Annotated in this window: 20 protein-coding genes; 2 read left to right on the top strand and 18 right to left on the bottom strand. The window is 42.3% G+C overall.

The genetic code is table 11. The annotated features are described in order from the left end of the window. Nucleotides 1-611 precede the first annotated feature (611 nt). The gene (locus K358_RS0105460; RefSeq protein ID WP_038149731.1) at nt 612-1,562 is read left to right on the top strand and encodes an integron integrase; all 951 of its coding nucleotides are present in this window, start codon (nt 612-614) and stop codon (nt 1,560-1,562) included. Between the two features lie 45 nt (nt 1,563-1,607). Here K358_RS0105460 and mog read toward each other — a convergent pair whose 3' ends face one another. The 15 genes from mog to nrdD form a co-directional block, all read right to left on the bottom strand. Next, nucleotides 1,608-2,141: a molybdopterin adenylyltransferase gene (gene mog / locus K358_RS0105455; protein WP_027695868.1), complete on the bottom strand. Its 534-nt coding sequence runs from the start codon at nt 2,139-2,141 to the stop codon at nt 1,608-1,610. Nucleotides 2,142-2,282: 141 nt separating this feature from the next. Further along, entirely contained in the window at nt 2,283-4,055 is a 1,773-nt protein-coding gene (locus K358_RS0105450; RefSeq protein WP_038149728.1) for an alpha-amylase family glycosyl hydrolase, read from the bottom strand. A 2-nt stretch (nt 4,056-4,057) separates the two neighbouring features. Next, a complete protein-coding gene (locus K358_RS0105445) occupies nt 4,058-5,281 on the bottom strand; it encodes a glycosyltransferase family protein (protein WP_027695866.1) in 1,224 nt (407 codons plus the stop codon). Nucleotides 5,282-5,330: 49 nt separating this feature from the next. Next, nucleotides 5,331-6,188, bottom strand: coding sequence for an HAD-IIB family hydrolase (locus tag K358_RS0105440; RefSeq protein WP_027695865.1), 858 nt, complete (start codon nt 6,186-6,188; stop codon nt 5,331-5,333). Next, a complete protein-coding gene (locus K358_RS19205) occupies nt 6,181-6,351 on the bottom strand; it encodes a hypothetical protein (protein WP_156888685.1) in 171 nt (56 codons plus the stop codon). The genes K358_RS0105440 and K358_RS19205 overlap by 8 nt, the downstream gene beginning before the upstream one ends. A 132-nt stretch (nt 6,352-6,483) precedes the next feature. Then, nucleotides 6,484-7,626 (bottom strand): molybdenum ABC transporter ATP-binding protein ModC, encoded by a 1,143-nt coding sequence (modC, locus tag K358_RS0105430; RefSeq protein WP_027695864.1) that lies wholly within the window; start codon nt 7,624-7,626, stop codon nt 6,484-6,486. After that, complete coding sequence (gene modB, locus K358_RS18120; protein WP_083962763.1) at nt 7,623-8,369, bottom strand: molybdate ABC transporter permease subunit; 747 nt, start codon at nt 8,367-8,369, stop codon at nt 7,623-7,625. Before modB ends, modC begins: the two co-directional genes overlap by 4 nt. Before the next feature lie 99 nt (nt 8,370-8,468). Beyond that, nucleotides 8,469-9,263 carry a molybdate ABC transporter substrate-binding protein gene (gene modA, locus K358_RS0105420; protein ID WP_244875226.1) on the bottom strand — a complete coding sequence of 265 codons (795 nt, stop codon included), beginning with the start codon at nt 9,261-9,263 and terminating at the stop codon, nt 8,469-8,471. 96 nt (nt 9,264-9,359) lie between these two features. Continuing rightward, nucleotides 9,360-10,154 (bottom strand): TOBE domain-containing protein, encoded by a 795-nt coding sequence (locus tag K358_RS0105415; protein ID WP_027695862.1) that lies wholly within the window; start codon nt 10,152-10,154, stop codon nt 9,360-9,362. Between the two features lie 35 nt (nt 10,155-10,189). Further along, entirely contained in the window at nt 10,190-11,671 is a 1,482-nt protein-coding gene (locus K358_RS0105410) for a cobyric acid synthase (RefSeq protein ID WP_027695861.1), read from the bottom strand. 17 nt (nt 11,672-11,688) lie between these two features. Beyond that, nucleotides 11,689-12,072 carry an SMU1112c/YaeR family gloxylase I-like metalloprotein gene (gene gloA2, locus K358_RS0105405; RefSeq protein WP_027695860.1) on the bottom strand — a complete coding sequence of 128 codons (384 nt, stop codon included), beginning with the start codon at nt 12,070-12,072 and terminating at the stop codon, nt 11,689-11,691. 92 nt (nt 12,073-12,164) lie between these two features. Next, entirely contained in the window at nt 12,165-12,875 is a 711-nt protein-coding gene (locus K358_RS0105400; RefSeq protein WP_027695859.1) for an ATP-dependent zinc protease family protein, read from the bottom strand. Nucleotides 12,876-12,907: 32 nt separating this feature from the next. Continuing rightward, nucleotides 12,908-14,092, bottom strand: a complete 1,185-nt coding sequence (locus tag K358_RS0105395) for an amino acid aminotransferase (RefSeq protein WP_027695858.1) — start codon at nt 14,090-14,092, stop codon at nt 12,908-12,910. Nucleotides 14,093-14,220: 128 nt separating this feature from the next. Next, a complete protein-coding gene (gene nrdG / locus K358_RS0105390; RefSeq protein WP_027695857.1) occupies nt 14,221-14,691 on the bottom strand; it encodes an anaerobic ribonucleoside-triphosphate reductase-activating protein in 471 nt (156 codons plus the stop codon). Between the two features lie 26 nt (nt 14,692-14,717). After that, nucleotides 14,718-16,856, bottom strand: coding sequence for an anaerobic ribonucleoside-triphosphate reductase (nrdD, locus tag K358_RS0105385; protein WP_027695856.1), 2,139 nt, complete (start codon nt 16,854-16,856; stop codon nt 14,718-14,720). A 268-nt stretch (nt 16,857-17,124) separates the two neighbouring features. On the opposite strand from nrdD, the gene K358_RS0105380 reads away from it, so the two are divergent. Then, entirely contained in the window at nt 17,125-18,051 is a 927-nt protein-coding gene (locus K358_RS0105380) for an endonuclease/exonuclease/phosphatase family protein (protein WP_038149726.1), read from the top strand. Between the two features lie 1,129 nt (nt 18,052-19,180). On the opposite strand, the gene K358_RS0105375 is transcribed toward K358_RS0105380, so the two are convergent. From K358_RS0105375 to K358_RS0105365, 3 genes are all read right to left on the bottom strand, one after another. Continuing rightward, nucleotides 19,181-19,861, bottom strand: coding sequence for an RES family NAD+ phosphorylase (locus K358_RS0105375; protein ID WP_211232232.1), 681 nt, complete (start codon nt 19,859-19,861; stop codon nt 19,181-19,183). A 2-nt stretch (nt 19,862-19,863) separates the two neighbouring features. Then, complete coding sequence (locus K358_RS0105370; RefSeq protein ID WP_051241198.1) at nt 19,864-20,268, bottom strand: antitoxin Xre-like helix-turn-helix domain-containing protein; 405 nt, start codon at nt 20,266-20,268, stop codon at nt 19,864-19,866. Between the two features lie 91 nt (nt 20,269-20,359). Further along, complete coding sequence (locus K358_RS0105365) at nt 20,360-21,817, bottom strand: FAD-dependent oxidoreductase (RefSeq protein WP_027695852.1); 1,458 nt, start codon at nt 21,815-21,817, stop codon at nt 20,360-20,362. Between the last annotated feature and the right edge of the window lie 14 nt (nt 21,818-21,831).

Below are 21,831 nucleotides of genomic sequence, written 5' to 3'. Positions count from 1 at the left end.
GCTGTGGCTCTCGCTAATAAAACAGTCAGGACTGCATTTTCAATGCTACAAAACAACACAAACTATTGCTCAGTAGCACTATAGGGCGAAAAGGTTAAACACTTCATTACTTTGCATAACTCATTCGGTAAGCCAGTAATACACTGAGAGGTTAAAACCTCGCCTAACAGATGTTGCTCCGATACGCGCAATTATCATTGAGTCGATCATTTAAGATTGAACTCGTACATAAGTTCGCAAGTATCAAATAATGGGGTGTTGACATGAGGGAGTCTACATAAGTGTATTAGCAAGAAACTCGGATAAACCCACAGGTTATTTCAACACGTTCACTGCTAATCAATTCATTTGTCATCATAAGATACTCTAATGATGGATTTTTAAAAGCATTTAGCTAATTTTATGCAATGTAGAAAGCGAGAACTGGGTTTAGCGAGCCAATTGTGACAATCCCAAACTTGAGATTATTACATACTTTAATTTTAAATCAGTGAGTTAGATTAAAATTACAATACTAAATAGTTCTTTTTAGTTCTCGCTTTCTCCATTTTGATGGCAGTTTGGTCAAAACACCATTATAACTGTATATAAATACAGTTAAGAGGTTATTTATGCCCTCACCATTTATTGAGTCTATTCGCCAAGAAATTAGAGTACGTCATTACAGCTTAAAAACAGAAAAATCCTATCTCTTTTGGATACGGCAATTCATTCGTTATCACAATATGAAACACCCAAAAGACATGTCGAATTCTCACATTGAAACGTTTCTTTCTTACTTAGCAAACGAGAGGAAAGTATCCAGTGCCACACAAAACCAAGCATTATGCGCCATCATTTTTATGTATCGACACGTTCTAAAAGTTGAGATTCAAGATTTAAGGTATTCATTTACCAAAAGGCCAAAACGTATGCCAACAGTATTAACCCACGAAGAAGTTAATCTGATTTTAGATAACTTGAATGGACAATATTGGTTACTATGCGCCCTTTTATACGGTTGCGGACTCAGAATTAATGAAGCGCTCGGTTTACGGATAAAAGATCTTAATTTTGAAAATCAAACCATTTATATCTTCCGTGGTAAGGGAGCAAAAGATAGATATACGCTATTGCCGACAGTGTTAATAACCCAATTAAAAAATCAAATTAAAGTCTGTTTAGATTTGCACAAGAGGGATTGTGAAGCAGGGTTTGGCTTAACTTCTTTACCAAGTAGTTTAATAAAAAAATACGGCAATGCTGCAAAAGATCCTTATTGGCAATACTTATTTCCGTCAACTCAACGATGCTTGCACCCTCTTGATGGATACACTTGTCGACATCATTTACATGAAAGTGCGTTTAGGAAGCAATTAAGAGGTGCGGTAAAAAAGAGTGGCGTACTTAAACGTGTGACCGCTCATACTTTTCGTCATTCATTTGCTACGCAGCTTTTACAGTCTGGTTCAGATATCAGAACGGTACAAGAATTATTGGGCCATAGCGATGTCAGAACAACAGAGCTATATACACATGTGATAGGTAGCAAGTTTGGTTTTACTAAAAGCCCTTTGAACTAATAGATTTTCCACTATTAATCCAAAGGGTAATTTTCTTATCTGGTGTTACTTCGCTTTCGGTCTAAACGGCTTTATCACGCTTTCATCGCACTCTAGGAATGGACCTTCCATTAAGTCGATGCAGTAAGGAATTGCTGGGAAAACGGCATCTAAACATTCGCGGATTGATTTTGGTTTACCCGGTAAGTTTACAATCAGGCTGCTACCACGTAGGCCAGCAGTTTGACGAGACAAAATCGCGGTTGGAACAAACTTTAATGATTCTGAGCGCATTAACTCACCGAAACCAGGCATCATACGATCGCACACTGCTTCTGTGGCTTCTGGCGTTACATCCCGTTTTGCTGGGCCTGTACCGCCAGTGGTAACCACTAGGCTGCAACCGTCTTCATCCACCATTTTTGCAAGCATGGCTTCGATTTGGTCTTGCTCATCAGGGATGATTTGGTAAACCGGTTCCCACTCTGATGTTAAGTACTCGTTGAGCGTATCAATGATGGCTTGGCCAGATAAATCTTCATACACACCTTGGCTAGCACGATCACTTACCGTCACAATACCGATTTTTGCTTTGCTCATTGCTTGTTCCTCTACCAAAGTTTTTACCTCGACCATAAGCGAGGTATTTCAAAATTTTTAACCCCGCTAAGATACCGTTTCAAGGTAAAAATGAACATAGCCTATTGCTTTGAAACTCTATTTTATTCGAGCTTTTTACTGTTAGTTGAACCTATTCGTGATCCAGACGGTTTGATACGGCTTTAATTGGATGCTTTCCGTTGAGCCAGTCAGTTCAGTATCGCTGATCAAATCTTTCCAATGATCCGTTTGGATCAAGTTCATATCGGCTAAGTTTAAGGTTTGTTCTTCAAGGCTGATATTACTGACACAGAAAATGCTTTGACGCCTATCCATGCTTTGACGCCAAAAACCAAATAACTGCCCACCTAGGTGCAGCGTAAATTGCACTGCATTAGGATGAAAAGCGACTTGCTCTGTTCTCAGCTCGATTAAATGCATCAAACGTTTTAATACCTGATGATGTTGAGTATGTGGTTGAGACAACAGATCTTGCAGTTGTGAAAACTCCCAACGATGGCGGTTAATTGAGCGATTTTGATTAGTGTTTTCAACTTTATCGTAATCATTTCCCGTACCAAGCAAACTGTGAATATAAATCCCCGGAATGCCTTCCATTGCTAACATAATCGCATGCGCACAAATAAAGCGGTCGATACCATACTTATCTGGCCCGGCTTGCGTGCCCTGCAGCGCATCAAATAAGGCGATATTGATTTCATAAGGCTTACGGTCACCATTTTCCGTTGCGCGCCATGACACCAAGCCACCGAACGATTGCATGGTGTTCACCAATACATTGATTTCGTTTTCTTGTAGCAAACCTTCCGCCGGCCGCAAACCAATGCCATCGTGTGAGGCAATAAAGTTAAAGTAAGTCGTGCCCTGCTGCGCCGGAGGCATTCCCATCATCCAGCGTTTAAGATGATCACCATTGCCGGTAATTAAAGTATTCACCAGTAGTGGCGGCAGCGAGAAATTATAAATAGCGTGCGCTTCATTGGCATTGCCAAAATAGGTCAGGTTTTCATGGTTAGGGATGTTGGTTTCGGTAATGATAATGGCTTGCGGGCAGGCTTGTTCAATCAAACTGCGTAATAGACGAATCACTTCATGGGTTTGATCGAGATTGATACAACTAGTACCAAGTTCTTTCCATAAAAAGGCCACCGCATCGAGCCTAAAGGTACGAATGCCATGGTCGATATATTGACGTATGATCTCGACAAAGGCTTTTAGTACTTCTGGGTTACGGAAATCAAAATCGACCTGATCGTGGCTAAAGGTACACCAAACATATTGAGTGCCCTGCGCAGTTTCGACTTCTTTGAGTAAGTCGGAGGTTCTAGGCCTTACCACTGGTTTGGTATCAATATCTGGCGCAGCGGTATAGAAGTAATCATGCCCTACGCCTTCGCTCTTAATGAAGTTTTGAAACCAGGCGCTCCTTGCTGAACAATGATTAATCACCAGATCCGACATCAAATTAAACTCACTGGAAATCGCTTCAATATCTGGCCAATCACCCAAGCCTTCATTGACACTCGAATAATCAATCACCGAGAAACCATCATCTGAGCTATACGGGAAAAAAGGCAGAATATGTACGCCATTGATATGAGGCTGGCAATATTGATTGAGAAAGGACTTTAAGGTTTTCAGAGGCGTTTCACCGCTTTGCAGCAAGCTATCGCCGTAGGTGATCATGATGGTATCTTTCTCGCTCCATTGAGATTTTGGTACCGGCGACTGCGATACTGCCATCGGCATCGAAGTCTCTAAATTGGGCGATAGACGCATCGTACTGATTAGCTGATTGGCTAATTCTTTATACTCAATTGATAATTCAATACCTTGGTAGATCACATCCAAATGGTGACAGATTTTATCCACTAATAGATTTGATGACGTCATACTTAGCCCCCGAATTCTTGTTGATCTAATTCTACCGCCTCTTTTAATCGTTCCATCACATCAGGCATGGCACTCACTACGCGGTTCCAACTTGGAATAAATGGCGTTTCCATCGGGTTATCGAGGAAGCTTTGGCCAGCGGTCATTATATTTTGGGCAAACATTTCGACCGCTTTCTCTTCTAGGTGAACATCCAAGGTTAGGCCATTCATTAAGGCATCATTGTGGTAGGCTTCAACAAAATCGAGCGCAATACGGTAGTAAGTAGCTTTAAGCGAACGAAAGCCTTCCGTATTAAAGGTTTCACCTTGAGTCGCCAGTTTACGAAACAGAGATTTTGTAATATCGATCGACATTTTAGACAAACCGCCATCAGTGCAATCTAACGATAAATCTTGATGTTTATGATCGTAGGTTTTAGCGATATCAACTTGGCATAGACGATTACTGGCATAGTTACGATGCATTTCCGACAGAACACCAATTTCTAATCCCCAATCGCTTGGAATACGAATATCACTCAGCACATCGCGGCGGAATGAAAACTCGCCAGCTAATGAATATTTAAAGCTATCCATATAATCTAGGTAGGCATTTTGGTCGGTCACTCGTTTAAGTGCTTTTAATAATGGCGTGACCAATAAACGTGCCACTCGACCATTCATTTTGCCATTGGCCACTCGTGCGTAGTAGCCTTTGCAGAATTCATAATTAAAGCGTGGGTTGGCGACGGGATAAATTAAACGTGCCAATAAATCACGCTCATAAGTGACAATGTCACAGTCATGTAATGCGACCGATTCTGCTTTTCCGGTTGCTAGGACATAACCCATGCAATACCAGACATTACGGCCTTTACCGAGCTCTTTAGGGGCTAAACCTAGTGCCGCTAATTCTTTATCTAGGGCTTGCAAGCGAGGACCATCATTCCACAAAACGCGGTGATGCTGAGGTAAATCTTTAAAGAAAGATAAAGCATGTTTATATTGCGCTTCATCGGCTCTATCTAGGCCAATTACGATCTGAGATAAGTAAGGGACACTCTTTAATTCTTCGACAATTTTAGGCAATGCTTCGCCTTCTAGTTCCGAAAATAAAGAAGGTAGAATCAACCCCATGGAACGCTGGTCAGCAAACGACATTAACTCTGCTTCCAATTCCTCCACTGGCCGTTCAGACAAGTTATGTAATGTTGTCACGATACCGTTTTGATAAAAGTCAGCCATGATGCCTCCTGCATTCCATGCTAAAAATGAAAATTTCTAATTCAAGATCTTACTCAAGGGATAAAATCCGCTGTATACACTCTGCCCAGCCCGTTGGGCCATAACTATCACTATCAATTACCCCTTCTTCACGAGAAAGAATCGGAAAATCATGATGCTCTGAACGAATTCGCACCGCGATATCCGCTAATTCGAGCATGCTGATATCATTACCGCTGTCTCCTAGCGCGATACTGAACCAATCTTTCTGTTGTCCTGTTTGCTGTAAAAAATCTTTCTGATAAACATTCATAAGCCACTCCATTGCGATACCCTTTTGAGCGCAGCCACCAATGTGTAGAAAGCGGCCACCTTTTAATACCGTTGCACCACACTGCTGCATAAACTCGATAAAGCCCTGTTCTTGTTCAACGCTGCCATGCCAACTAACCGGCTCACTATAGTCACGTTGCAATGCACGTTGCGCTTCTTCCTCAGTTAAGCCCGTGAGTTCCGCTACTTCTGTTGCAGACATCTCGGTCATCAAACTAAAGCATCCTTCAAATTGGCGTTTAGCTTGCTCAATATATGGTTGCCAGTGACTACGAGGTTGGGTAAAGGATTTGCACCAATAATCTTGAATCGATACTGTGCCTTCTGGCTGATTCATTAGCGTTGTTGCTGTTTTCGGTTTAGGAATAAATACCGCTGCGCCGTTCTCAACAATGAAAGGCGTTGTTAAACCTAACTGAGGCATGAGAAATTGCAGCTCAGCAAAGGTTTTACTAGTCGTTGGAATAACATCCACACTAAGAAGCGCTAATTTTTTGAGTATCGGCTCAACGGCATCAATACTGTAATCATTATGATCAAGTAGGGTGCCGTCTAAATCGCTGAAGATGATTGGTTGCTTTCCGGGTTTAGGCATTAAAGGTCTCTGACTTTGCTAGTGAGTCAACTTTAGCCCCTGCTTGACTGATTGCATCAACATGGTGCACAACAAGCGGCATACCATAAGGACTTGCACTATAAATGACCTTATGTTCGTCCATTGCCGCGTTCAATGATGGAAAATATAATGATAACCACATAGTTATTGCTCCTTGTGTTAAACACTTAATAAAAGTAATTCAAGAAGCGTGCCACTGGGCTTTTGGCTCTCCAGATACAAAAATGGCCTGAACGTTTCCATTCAGGCCATTAAGGTTTTTTTGCGGTCATGTTTATTTTCGAATTGCCATATCTTTGTTGGTCATTTTCACGCCCTTGATTTGTGCAAATACCTTTTGCCCAATCTCAAGCTGTAAATCCTCATAAGCCCAAGCAGTGATATTAGCCCAAAGATAATGCTCAACTCCACCTTCACCTATCGCTAAACAAATCGAAACCGGCTGCGCAGGATCCGTCACTGGCGCGAGCTCTACAACTTTTGCAGGCAAGATATTTCGAATCGATGTGTCTGTAGATTCGGATAAGGTTAACGATACATCGCTAGCATGAATACGAATTCTAACGGATTCATCGAGATTGGCATCAATAGCCGACATCCAAACACCGCAACTCGGCGCAATTTCTACATAGGTCAGCGCGTAACGTTGGTGATGCTGCTTGATGACACCTTTAAATATCGTGCTCAGATCCGCTTCATCATGCCAGGGTTTAAAGGCACTTGATGCCCACATTGTCTCAATATCGCCAGAGCCCACGACCCTTCCTGAGTCCATTAATAGCATGTGATCCGCTAGGTGCAGAATTTCATCCAGACTATGGGTAACGTACAAAATTGGAATTTGAATCTCTTGCGCTAGAGACTCTAAAAACGGCATAACTTCTTTTTTTCTCGGCAGATCTAAAGACGCTAATGGCTCATCCATCAGCAATACTTTTGGCTCTGACAACAAGGCTCTTGCGATCGCACAGCGTTGTCTCTCACCACCAGACAAATCGGCCGGATGACGATCTAATAATTCAGATAATCCTAGTAGATCAACTACTTGATTAAAGTTACCTGGTAACTTTTCTTTGCCAATAAAATGGCTTTTACTGAATAAAGCTTTATTTTTCACACCATAGAGTAAGTTGCCTTTCACTTTATAGTGTGGGAATAACCGAGACTCTTGAAATACGTAGCCTATATCTCGTTTTTCAACCGCAAGATTGATACCTTGTTGGGAATCAAACAGTACTCGTTTATTGATACTTATCGAGCCAAAATCTGGATTTTTTAAGCCACTAACGGCATTAATGATGCTGGTTTTTCCTGCACCTGAACGGCCAAAAATCGCGGTGATTCCTGAACTCGGTATCTGAGCTTGAATATCTAAATCAAAATCCGCGAAACGCTGCTTAAAATTTAAATCGATCATGCTTGGCCTCCATTCTTGTATGAACTGCTCTTGAAAGAGCTAGCCTTGGAAGCACTAGAAACGCCGAGTCTTTTCTGGGTTTTTTGGGTTAACCATTCAGAACAAAGTAAAGATAACAGTGCAATCACTATCGAAATTACGCAAAGACGCGCGGCTTCAAATTCCGCACCGGGTGTTTGGATAAAGTTATACATTGCCAGTGGTAGAGTTTGCGTTTGATTGGGAATGTTTGCCACAAAGCTGATGGTTGCGCCAAACTCCCCTAGACTACGGGCAAATGACAGCATGGCACCAGTGATCACGCCCGGTAAGACCAACGGCAAGGTGATTGTCATAAAGACACGAAATGGCGATGCACCCAGGGTTCTCGCAGCTTGTTCCAGCTTTGGATCTACATTCATTAAGCTTAATCGAATCGAGCGTACCATTAACGGTAAGGCCACGACTGCCGACGCCAATGCTGCGCCTTTCCAGTTAAAACTAAACACTAGACCAAAGGTATCAAACAGCCATTCACCAACAATGCCCTTTCTACCCATGGTTAGGAGGAGCATATACCCAATCACTACCGGAGGAAGCACTAAAGGAAGATGAATTAAACTGTCTAGTAGCTTTTTACCCCAAAACTCTTTAGTCACAAGTAGCCAAGAAAAGAAAACCCCAACCGGCAGTAACCAAAGGACTGCGATTGAGGACACTTTTAAGCTAAGTAGTAAGGCGCTAATTTCGTAATCAGACAAGATCACTGGTTATCCTTTTATTGATTCTGTTTTTATTCATTCTGATAAATGATTAGTTCACCGCGTTAAAGCTTATCGAGTTAGGGCTTATTAAATCAGGACTTAGTGAGCCACAAGCGGCGTAAATCCGTATTTAATAAAGGTATCGCTCGCTTGCTGGCTTTTCAAAAAGTTGAAGAAAGCTTGGCTAGTGGCTTTGTCATTCAACGCAACCGCTGGATAAATGATCGGTGAATGAGTACTTTCTGGGAACGTTTGAATAATTGAAACTTTTTTACTCATCAATGCATCAGTTTTATAAACCACGCCAAATGGTGCTTCACCACGCTCAACGAGTGACATGGTTAAACGGACATTGCTACTTGGTGCGGTTTTAGACGATAGTTCCGACCAAAGTCCCATATTTTCAAGGCTTTCTTTGGCATACATGCCCGCTGGAACGCTTTGAGGTTCACCTACCGCTAAACGATTCTCAGCCAATAATTTAGGTAATTCTTTAAATGTACCCGCATCGACATGTGCACTTTTCACCTCGTCAGAACCAATCAGAACTAGGCTATTACCTACTAGATCCGTGACCTGATCTTTGGCCGTCATGCCTTTATCTTCAAGGTAAGTCATCCATTTCGGATTCGCTGAAATAAACACATCGGCTGGTGCACCTTGCTCAATTTGACGCGCTAAGGTAGACGATCCAGCAAATACAGGCACCAAGGTATCACCGGTTTCAGCTTGATATTTTTGCCCTAATTCTTTCATGACATCTGTCATTGATGATGCCGCATAAACATGAATGTCAGCTGCAAACACTTGAAGTGATGAGCATAAAGCCGATAAGCCTAACGTATAAAGTGCTAACTTTTTCATGTATGGCTTTTTGGTGAATGGTTTTTTCATGGAATCCTCTAAAAACAAACGCTGTATACTTAAGTGCATAACGATGGGTGAATCATACGCAAAACTGACTCTATAAGCAAAATAAAATAAGTAGGATTATAAACAGGTCACTAAGATCTGGCTTGGTTCAAAAGATGCGTAGTAAGTATTATCGAGCTGTAAGGTGTTATTTTTTAATGTATTTTCTTCTAATGATTGGTGTGTCACAGAAGCATATAACAATGTGCCATCACCAATATCTAAAAATACTTCACTGCTCGCGTCACCTTGCGTGAGATGGATGAGCTTTCCTTTTAATTGATTTTTATCGGTTTTTTGCGATGTTTGTGAAATTGTCACCGACGGCGCTTTAAACAGCAACAACACCTCTTTGCCAATCTCAAGTTGAAGCTGCTCTGTGCTAACACGGGTGATAATAGCTGAAATTTCATTGCCTTGGTTAAGCTCGACCACAATACGGTCTTTCACATCTTGAGATTCAATTCGTGTGATCCGTCCTTTTAACTGGTTTCTTGCACTGGTTTTTAAGCTAAAATGCCCCAGTATATCTAATAAGCTTTCAGTCGTGACATTGGTATCCATCAAGGCTTTCATCACCATCGACTGCATCTCATTCATCAGGCTATAAACCTTGATCAAACGAATGCCAAATTCAGTTAACTTTGCACCTCCGCCCCCTTTCCCACCGGTTTCACTAGAAACAACTAAATGAGGTGATGCTAGATTCATATCATTAATTGCATTCCAAGCCGCCCGATAACTCAATCCTGCTAACTTCGCACCTTGTGAAATAGAACCAGATACACCAATTTGTTCAAGCAAAGCAATTCGCTTAGGGTTAGCGAATAATTTCTGATTGGTATTTAATGTTAGTAATGCTTCTAATTCCATTGAAGTACCTTGATATAAGATGTCAGGAGCTAATCTCAGCTAAATAGTTCTGGCCACAGTAAGGCTAGATTTAAATCTTGCTCGATACTATCGGCTAAACGATCCAGTGATTTGATTTGCTGTTGCTCACGGCTATTAATTTGTTGTAAGTCACTCACCCCTGCCCATTCAAGAATATGTTCAAAGGCTTGTGGCGAGTCAAAGATACCGTGGCAATATGTTCCAAAGATCATACCATCATCCGATAAGGCACCATCATATTTTTTATCGTGTGAGTCCGTGTTTATTGATATAGGTTGTTGTAAATCAACAAGTGTCTCACCTGCATGAATTTCATAGCCAATGATGCTGGCCACTTTTCCTGTGACTAAAGATAGTGTGCCTGTTACTTGAGTTAATGATTTATGCGGCTTGAGTTCTGTTATTAACTCTAAATAGCCTAGTCCATCTGCAACCCCAGCCGAGCCTTCAATACCATCAGGATCGGCGATGGTTTTCCCCAACATTTGATAACCGCCACAAATACCAATCAATTTTCCGCCGTAGCGTAAGTGCTTTTCAATATCTTTATGCCAGCCTTGTTGCCCCAAAAAGGCCAGATCGGCACGAACAGATTTACTCCCTGGTAGAATAATCAAATCAGCACCCGTCAGGCTTTGCCCTTGATAGCGAAATTGAAAATCGATCTCCGGATGATGTTTAAACATATCGAAATCAGTATGGTTACTCATGCGAGGTAAAACCGGCACAAATACCGTGAGTTTGGTCTTCTCATTTTTGGTTTGTTGACTATCAACGGCGTCTTCAGCATCCAACTCTAAACCATGCAAATACGGCAATACGCCGATTACAGGCTTACCTGTTTTTTGCTCTAGCCAGTCTAATCCGGGGTTTAATAGCTCAATATCGCCACGAAAACGATTGATAACAAAGCCAATCACCCGATCTTGTTCCGATTGAGACAATAATGCGAGCGTGCCATACAAATGCGCAAATACTCCACCACGATCAATATCTGCCACAATGATCACGGGCACATCGGCTTCTTCTGCAAACCCCATGTTAGCAATATCGTTTTCTCGCAGGTTAATTTCTGCAGGGCTACCCGCGCCTTCAATGACTACACAATCAAACTTCTGATTCAGCTGAGCAAAAGAGTCCAACACATAAGGCATGGTATAGTTCTTATAAGAAATATTCCCCAAAGTGGCTTCTGTCGGCAGCGCTTTACCTTGTACGATAATCTGCGCTTTCATATCGGTATTCGGTTTTAAGAGAATTGGATTCATGTGGACACTAGGCTCAACGCCACAGGCAAAGGCTTGCAATGCTTGCGCTCGACCAATCTCACCGCCATCTTTGGTCACAGCGCTATTGAGTGCCATATTTTGAGATTTAAACGGCGCGACCGAAACGCCTTTACGCATTAACACGCGGCATAGACCTGCCACCAGCACACTTTTGCCTGCATCGGAAGTTGTGCCCTGCACCATTAACGCTTGAATTGGTTTTAACATAGTCAACTCACCAGTGATTAAGATTGATAAAGTTCGAGGGGTAGACCATCTGGATCTTTAAAGAAGGTAAATTGTTTACCGGTCAGTTCATCAACTCGGATCGGTTCACACACCACATTATGAGATTCAAGGTAAGCAATACATTGCTCGATATCATCCACTGCAAAAGCTAAATGACGCAAGCCACAGGCTTCAGGGCGGTCGACACGTTCTGGTGGATTAGGAAAAGAAAACAGTTCTATTTGAGTTGTAGGCGAAACTTGCAAATCTAACTTATATGAATCACGCGCTTCACGATAAGTTTCTTGTACGATCTTAAATTGCAGAATCTCCGAATAGAAATACTTAGACTTTACATAATCGGAGCAAATAATCGCAACATGATCAATTTGATTAAACATTTCATTTCCTTGTAGATAACACAGATAGAAAAAAGCCTCCAATGCTGGAGGCTTTAGAATTCATCATTACAACCCATTATGAAATACAGTGATTACTTGCTCGCGTCTAATGAAACTTTAGGTTGAACAAATTCACGACTAACATCAACAATCGCTACGTCACGGAAGAAACTACGACCAAGTAACAGACCGAAATCCATATGCGTACGATCCGCTAACGTAAATGGCGTTTTCACTTTTAGGTCACCGACTTTGATCCAGCCTTCAACCACATAACGTTCAAACGTTTCATCAGAGCTTGATTGACGAATAAACTTAGTTGATACCACTGGTAACTCTAATTCTTTTGATTCTTTACCGTCATGAGCAAGTTTGAACTTCACCCATTTTTTGCCGTCACGTTCAAAAGAAACAACATCAATAGCACTTACTGAAGACGTTGTAGCACCAGTATCGACACGAGCAACCACATTGACATCTAAACCTTCAATATGAACCCACTCTTTTTGGCCCAAGATTAATTTACCATCCGCACTTTTTTCACCGGCAGAAACCGTTGCAGGTGCTTTGGGTTGCTTTGGTTTCACCGTTGGCATTGGCTTAGGTTTAACATTTGGGTGTTTCTCCATAGGCGAAAGCTCTGACTCTGGTTTTTCTGCTGGCTTAGTCGTTGCCGCATTCTCCGTTTGAGTCGTTTCAGCTTTGCTGGTATCTGATTTATCTGCTGGTTGTTCAGGGGTTGTCGAACAACCAACCATAGCAACAGACATTAGCGCGGGAAGAAAAAAGCCCCATTTTTTCATGTTCAATAACCTTTTATTTTTGTACGTATGGCCTATTGAGCCAGAGTGTTTATCGCATTTGCTACATATTGTATGTCTTTTTCTTGCAAACCTGCAATATTAATACGGCCATCACCGACGCCATAAATTCCATACTCTTCACGCAATTGCGTCATTTGTTCAGGCGAAAAGCCTAACACAGTGAACATACCTTTGTGTGACTTTATAAACTCAAACTGGTCATTTTTATGACTATTCAGTAATTCCTGACACAGCGCTTGCCTTAAGCCAACTAAACGTTGCTGCATCTCAACTAATTCAGCCTTCCATTGCTGAGTTAAATGCTCACTTTGTAGTACTGTTTTCACTAATGCGGCACCATGATCTGGCGGCATAGTATAAGTAGAACGGGCTAACGTCAGTAGTTTGCCTTTCGCATTATTGGCTTCTTGTAAGTTTTTACCAATAACAATCGCCGCGCCAGTTCTTTCACGATATAGACCAAAATTTTTCGAACAAGATGTGGTAATCAGCATTTCTTCTACATTATTGGCCATATGTTGTAAGCCAACGATGTCTTGCTCTAAACCGTCACCAAAACCTTGATAGGCAATATCCACAAACGGTGTGAAACCATTTTTCTGGGACAGTTCTGTAATCGCTTTCCAATCATCAGTGCTAATGTCTGCACCCGTTGGGTTATGGCAGCAACCATGCAGTAGAACCACATCTTTAGGCCCCGCTTGAGCAAGTTCTTCAAGCATTTTAGCTGAATCAACCTGACGTGTTTCAGGGTTGAAGTAATGGTAAAAACGTACTTTCAAACCCGCCGCTTCCATAACCGGACGGTGATTGACATAACTTGGGTTGCTGATCCACACCGTGGTTTCTGGCTCTGCAATTTTCAATAAATCACCCAGCATTCTCAATGCACCACTGGCACCTGGCGTTTGAATCGCCGAAACACGAGAATAAGCTGAAGTATCTTTAAGCAGTAGATCGACCATACATTGATTGAATTCTTCACAACCGGCTAGGCCAACATACGCTTTGGTCGTTTGTTCTTGAGCCTGTTGAGTTTGAGCCTGCTTTATCGCCGCCATAATTGGGGTTTGGCCTTGGCTATTTTTATAAACACCAATGCCTAGATCGACTTTTTCTGGACGAGGATCGTTACGGTATGCCACGGATAATGACAATATAGGATCTTGCTGCGGAGCGGTTAGATGAGAAAGCATGAATACACAACCCTGTGCTAATCAGTTAATAAAAATTTAAATTACCACCCACACAAAAAAAAATCGACGAGATTTTAAAGTTCTCGTCGATATTCTAATCGTGGTATCACTTAAACATTAAGAAATGCTTATTTTTCCGTCAAATAATGAACAACCTGATTACTACTGCCTCGCCACTGCAAGCTAGGATCGGCCAGTTCCTTTTCAAACTTACCATCCACCAGCACATCAACATAATTCACGACTTCTTTTTGTGATTCTGTTAAATCTGCCAAGATATACCCTGTCCACATCCAAATATCTTTATCTGGGCATTCAAGCTTCACTCGCTTAACCAGCTTGAATACCGCCGATAAATTCTGTGGATGCAGAGGATCACCGCCAGATAACGACAAACCCCGGCGGAATATTCGAGTATCTTGCAAGTCACGAATAATCGCATCTTCATTTTCTTGGATAAACGCCACTCCAGAGCTCAACGACCAAGTACTTTGGTTATAACAGCCTTTACATTGATGCACGCAACCAGACACAAACAAGGTACAGCGTGTTCCTGGGCCATTAATCACATCGACTGGGTAATATTGAGAAATATTCATATCAGATCTGTTTAAGTTGCTATAGCTTATAAATGCTTAACGCGGCGTTTCACTTCTTCTTGCTTACCATCATTAAACGGTCTTGCATCTGGACTACCTAAATAACCACATACGCGACGCGTTACTGACACTTTACTTGAATCGTGATTGCCACACTTAGGACAAGTGAAACCTTTGCTAGTACATTCAAACTCACCGGTATAACCACATTCATAACACTCATCGATTGGGGTATTGGTGCCGTAGTACGGTACGCGGCTATAGCTGTAATCCCAAACATTCTCTAATGCTTCAACGTTATGCTGCATATTAGGGAACTCACCGTAACAAATAAAACCACCGCTTGAGATTTCAGGATATGGCATCTCAAAGTCGATTTTATCGTAAGGCGTTGCATTCTTTTGTACATCTAGGTGGAAGCTGTTGGTGTAGTACCCTTTATCAGTCACGCCTTCAATCACACCAAATTGTTTGGCATCTAAGCGGCAGAAACGGTTACATAGGTTTTCACTTGGCGTGCCATATAAGCTAAATGCGTAGCCTGTTTCGTTTGTCCAAGCTTCAACATGTTGCTTCATAAAATCGATGATCTTAAGTGCTTTTAAGCGTAGCTTTTCATCATCGTAAACATGATTTTCGATACCAAATAGTGCGGCAACCGTTTCATGCACACCGATATAACCTAATGAAATTGATGCACGGCCATTTTTGAAAATTTCAGCAATATTGTCGTCAGCATTTAAACGTACACCACATGCCCCTTCCATATAAAGGATAGGCGCTACACGAGCTTTAACATTCTCTAAGCGATGAATACGAGTATCTAATGCGCGTCGAGCCAGTTGCAGCTTGGTCTTCAAGATTTCATAAAAACGCGTTTCATCACCTTTCGCTTCAATCGCAATACGTGGCAAATTCAGGCTAACAACACCTAGGTTGTTACGGCCATCGTGGATCAGCTCACCATTTTCTTCATAAGTATTTAAGAAGCTGCGGCAACCCATCGGCGTTTTGAATGAACCCGTCACTTCCACTACTTTGTCGTAGTTAAGAATATCTGGATACATACGCTTAGTCGCACACTCAAGTGCAAGTTGTTTAATATCGTAGTTTGGATCGCTTGGTTTATGATTCAAACCATCACGAATCGCAAATACCAATTTCGGGAACACCGCTGTTTTACGGTTTTTACCAAGGCCGGCAATACGGTTACGTAAAATAGACTGTTGGATAAGTTTACACGCCCACGACTCGCCTAGACCGAAACCAAAGGTAACAAATGGGGTTTGTCCATTTGCGGTATGCAGCGTGTTCACTTCATATTCCAAAGACTGGAACGCGTCATAACATTCTTTTTCAGTTTGTGTATGAGCAAATTCTTGTGGATTAGAAATATCCCACTCTTGTGCTAACTTCAGTTGCTTTTGATGACTGGCAAGCACGTAAGGTTCAAGGATCTCATCGATACGGTTGATCGTAGTGCCACCATAAATGTGGCTAGCAACTTGCGCGATAATTTGCGCGGTAACTGCCGTGGCAGTAGAGATTGATTTCGGAGTATCAATTTCAGCATTCCCCATTTTAAAGCCACGCGTTAACATACCTTCTAGGTCAATTAACATGCAGTTAAACATTGGGAAAAATGGTGCGTAGTCTAGATCGTGATAATGAATGTCACCAGATTCGTGAGCATGAACGATATCACGTGGCAAAATGTGTTGTTTCGCATAATGTTTAGCCACGATACCAGCCAGTAAATCACGCTGAGTTGGGATCACTTTGCCATCTTTATTGGCATTTTCATTGAGCAAGTCTGTGTTGTTCTGCTCAATGAGTCCTTCAATTTCTTTATTCAGTGAACTGGTTTTTTCACGAGCAATATCTCTGTCATGACGATATTCAATATAATGACGCGCCAGTGATTGGTATTCACCTTGCATCAAATAGTTTTCTACCATGGTTTGGATATCTTGGATGTGAATACCATTAGGAAATTCGCTTTGAGTTTCGATTAAACGTTGCTCAACAGCATCGGCTAATTTCTGGGCGTACTGCTTCAAGGTTTCATCGGTTTTCTCTGCCGCGCTCAATACCGCAGCTACGATTCTGTCTTGCTGAAACAAGGCTTGTGAGCCATCCCTTTTTATAACAATTAACTGACTCATCCTAACCTTGCCCCCTAATAAAATTCATGATATAGATAAAAATCACACAATAGACACTATATGTTGTGTCATTATCAATTTTCAGCGCAATTCAATCTTGATCTAAATCAATAAATTCAATAGGAGTAAAAAGATCTTTTTTTGCAAGTCTTTTTGCTCACATAACCGAAATTATTCTGTGAAATAAACTTACCTATTTGCTTCGCTATGTTAAATTTTAGGCTTACCGTGAAACAGTTATTACCAACTTGTAAGAGACGATCTAGAAATGAAAATACAATGGAAATGGTTCGCTTATCTTTGGTTTTTGAGTCTCGTCTCTCTACCTATTTCAGCCGCCTCATTAAAAGATGGCACTCTTAATATCGCCACATGGAATATAGAATGGCTCACTACTACCCCAAATCATTCAATCAAGGAAAGTAAAAGAGACTCGCAAGATTTTGCTATGCTCAGCGGCAAGTTTCGACAAATCTCGCCAGACATTCTTGCCTTTCAAGAAGTAGATTCAATCGAGGCCATTCAAAAAGTGGTTGGGGATGAGTATCAGATCTATTTATCCGATCGCGCCAAGCCGCAATATGCCAACCTCCAGTTTAATGATCTCAACCAATACACTGGCTTTGCGGTATCTACAAAGTGGCTCAACGAAAACCAAGTCACGATTATCGATCCAAACGATATTTCACTACTTCCCAATTCCAAACTGCGCTTTGCCGCTTACATTGTCTTAAAGCAGGCCAACCAAGCTGATATGCATTTATTGTCGGTACATTTAAAAAGTGGCTGCCCTACTAAGAAAAAGCGTTCACGCTCATGCCGACAATTATCTGAGCAAGCAGACCAACTAAATCAATGGTTAGCAACACGAATAAGCAATCAGGACAGCTTCATTGTGATGGGAGATTTTAACCACAACCTCTCTTATAAAGGCGATTGGATGTGGCAGCAGTTAACCAATGGATTGAATACCCAAGCGAAACTAGCAACGCAGACGACACCTGCAATATGCCAAGTGAAGTCAAACCGTAACCCGAACAAGTTGTATCGTTACCCTAGTTTGATTGACCACATTATTGTCAGCCAAGAAAACCATGCGCAAGGCACGCAGCAAGTAGTGTTTACAGAACAAGAGGCGTTGAATTATCGTTTAAGTGATCATTGTCCGGTGGTGAGTAAGCTGGAAATGCAGTGAATTTCATTTCGCGGTAGGAGATCCTGAACTACGTTCGTGCCTCACTATTCAGGATGACAATGCCTATACTTTCGTTGTCTGCGGTTTTCGAGGCTCGGGCACTTCGTTTCTCGTTGCTCGATCTGTGTTTTGGGTTTTGCACGAAATATTCAAATAAACTGTTATTTCTACTGAGCCGTATTATTTCATCATCACAGCCAAGTTACAGCATTCCATCCCCCTTGCCGAGTTACCTTATTCCGTCATCCCTGCCGAGCCTAAGCGAGAGCGGGGATCTACTCACAACACGCTGGGTATAGATCCTCGATGTCGCCTAAGCTCCTCAAGGATGACAATGCCTTTGCTTTTCGTTGCCTGCGGGTTTCGAGTCTCGATCACTTCGTTTCTCGTGGCTCGATTTGTGCTTTGGGTTTTGCACGAAATATCCAAATAAGCTGTTATTTCTTCTGAGCCGTATTATTTCATCATCACAGCCAAGTTACAGCATTCCATCCCCCTTGCCGAGTTACCTTATTCCGTCATCCCTGCCGAGCCTAAGCGAGAACGGGGATCTACTCACAACACGCTGGGTATAGATCCTCGATGTCGCCTAGGCTCCTCAAGGATGACAATGCCTTTGCTTTTCGTTGCCTGCGCTTTTCGAGTCTCGATCACTTCGTTTCTCGTGGCTCGATCTGTGCTTGGGGTTTTGTACGAAATATTCAAATAAGCTGTTATTTCTGCTGAGCCGTATCATCCCATCATCACAGCTGAGTTACAGCAATCCATCACCCTTGCCGAGTTACCTTATTCCGTCATCCCTGCCGAGCCTAAGCGAGAGCGGGGATCTACTCACAACACGCCGAATATAGATCCTCAATGTCGCCTAGGCTCCTCAAGGATGACAATGCCTTTGCTTTTCGTTGCCTGCGGTTTTCGAGTCTCGGGCACTTCGTTGCTCGTGACTCGATTTGTGCTTTGGGTTTTCAAGAAACGATCAGCCAGTCATCCTGAAAAGCGACGTAGGAGCGCAGTTCAGGATTTCCTGCTGTATTTGGCATTCAATAGGTTCTAGAATATTCCAACATAGGATGCTTTTCTCGCAACACGAAGCACAGCTTTCACGCCTCTCGTCCCAAAGTAGTTAAAGTTAAAGCTTCATCGGTTTAATTTTATCTACATGCTTAATGTCACTACCATTCCACACCATTTCGGTGTGAGAACATTGAATCACATCTTGCACCACATAAGGAGTCGATAATGCCCAACAAACTCCATTTTCCGAGCGAACAGAATTGTATTTAATGCCTGTGGTTTCAGCCCTATTCATATAGATTTCTAAGCCAAACTTTTGAGCCGTTAGATAATTATCGGGATCGTATATCGAGTCTGACATCGGCTTGTCGGCGATATCGATACAACTTGAATCATCAAAGGTAAACTTCAAAGTTCTGAAGATAATGCGGTCATACTTGAGACCAGTCACATTACGCCAATACTTTGCTTGGTGGAATTGAACTTCTCGCGTGGCGGTTTTTTCATCATCAGCGATATAAAGCATGCCGTGTTGGCCATTGGCAAAGCGTGAGCCATCTCGGTTGATATGGGTAAAGGCTGCGATGGCATAACTACGCCCCCTTTTGCAATGAAATGGGATTTCCTTTTGATCTAAAAGCGACATATCCCCAACCTCATTAGCAAGACGTGGGTTGGTTAATGCTTGAAGTTCATACAATGCTGCAAATTCATCCTCATTCGCAACATCATCAAAAAGGTTAATCGTTGAGTATTTAGATGGGATAAGACGAAACCCTTGCACAACAGAAGCCACTCCTACCCCCATAACCCTGAACGCAGCGAATCTATGCGGCAAAACACCTCATAAATATGCGCAAACTTACCATCACGAATAATCGACAGTGGTGATCTTCCGTTGAAATATGGATTATGGTTTTCTAATGCCATAAAACCTTTCACGTTTTCTGAGTTATCAAACACGATTCGTAGGCTGGCATGTATGTTGACGATGTAACTTAAGCGTTCCAGTTGATCACTATCCAAAGAAACGCTTTCAGGATTAGCCTTAAACTTGTGATAAGTCGACGGTGCTATACGCATGATCTTTTGCTTATCTTTGGTCGTACAACCCCAGCCATCCATAATTTGCTCAGCGGCTTTAAAACCTGCCGTCGCCATCGCTTTGGTGCTCGATTTTTTTTCGATTAGTTGAGTATCCATTTTGCCTCCTACAACAAATTGAACACTCTCATTATAGACTGATCACCAAAAAATATCCACATAAAGACAATGGGGCTGCGTAATCAAAATATCATCTAATCACGCATTTAACCCCACCGACTTTAGCCAGCGCCGTCGGGTAGTTTCGCTGTTCGGCTAAGGTGCAGGCCGAATCCAAAACTTGCTCAATGGTGAGTTGTGAGGAAATGTTTTGCTTGGTGAGATGAAGTTCATCATAAAACCCACATTCACGCATTTGCTGCTCGATTTGCTGTGCCGCCTCTAGTGCTGACGAGGCCTTGACGATTTCCATGCGAGCGTAGTTATCACCGGCAAAAGAAACACTGGCCGCGCGTAACGTAATGTCGGTTCCAGGAATTTGTTGTGCGCCAAATAAAGGTTTACCGCCTAAAGTGGCACTGGCGAAACTAGGGATAAATTGCGCCATGTGTTTGATTGCTTTATTGGTACGAATGGTTTGCTGCTCTTCACTCCAACCATGAATGATCTTATTAACTAGATATTCGGGCAATTTAGGCTGAGAGCTTTCATCGGTAGAATGCGCTACCCCGTCTTCGAACAACGTAATGTCTTCCGTCATACCATGCAATTGGAAATAACCATCTGGATATGGCGTTAACTGTGCCATGCCCTGCGGCGTGCCTCGTTCACCATGAAAAATCACTTCGGGCCATAACGCACTACCTTCTTTCCAATGGGTCACATAAGCCGCTTTAAATTCCACTAAACGTGAACGTGGTGCTTTAACCCAATCATCCACCACGCCAGTTCGATAGCCAGACGCATTGATCAAATAATCCACCGTTATAGATTCAGGCGATGCTGTTGAGCTCTCATTATTAGATTTATAATTGATATTCCATTGCTTACCTTGCGACTCAACGCCAGTCACTTGAGTGCTGGTGTAAATTTGGCAGTTTGGTAGCTGGCTTAATGCAAGGTTCACAGTGGCCGATAAACGGAATACGCTAAGCCCATATTCTTGCACTAAAACCACAGGAAACTTTAAGGTATTGAGATCGACACTTTTCGCGAATGGGATCATCCATTCATCTAGGCTTTGCTCGGTAAGAGAATCGACTTCTGGCACTTCGCATTGTGCTAACGCTTGTAATTCTTGCTGTGAATACAATTTATAGTAGTGCTGCGGATCGCCCAGTACTTGGTTACTGCTGTCTTGTTCAACCAGTGATTGATAAGCCTGTTTGATCACTTGTAAACGAGGAAGGAGTTCTTCTGGCTGACCTTTATCTTGGGTAGGAACCGCAATGACGGTTGGACGAACATTCATCGTATGTTTATACAACTTAACCGTTTCAATCGATTCGTTTAGAAGTTGCACACATTGCTGCTGGGAGATCTCCCGATACAAATTACCACCTGCATGCAAATGGCAGATAGGTGGACCATCAACAAGACTTGGCCCTTGTTCAAAAATAGACACTTGAAGTCCAAGGTCAGCAAAGTGCAGCGCGGCCGTTGCCCCTGCAATACCACCACCAATAATACCAATATGTGGAGAAGCCATAGCTAATCAATCAT

It is taken from the genome of Vibrio litoralis DSM 17657, assembly GCF_000426765.1.
Taxonomy (GTDB): Bacteria; Pseudomonadota; Gammaproteobacteria; order Enterobacterales; family Vibrionaceae; genus Vibrio; species Vibrio litoralis.
Note: the sequence above shows the minus strand (reverse complement) of the source record. Positions and strands in the feature narration are given on the sequence as shown.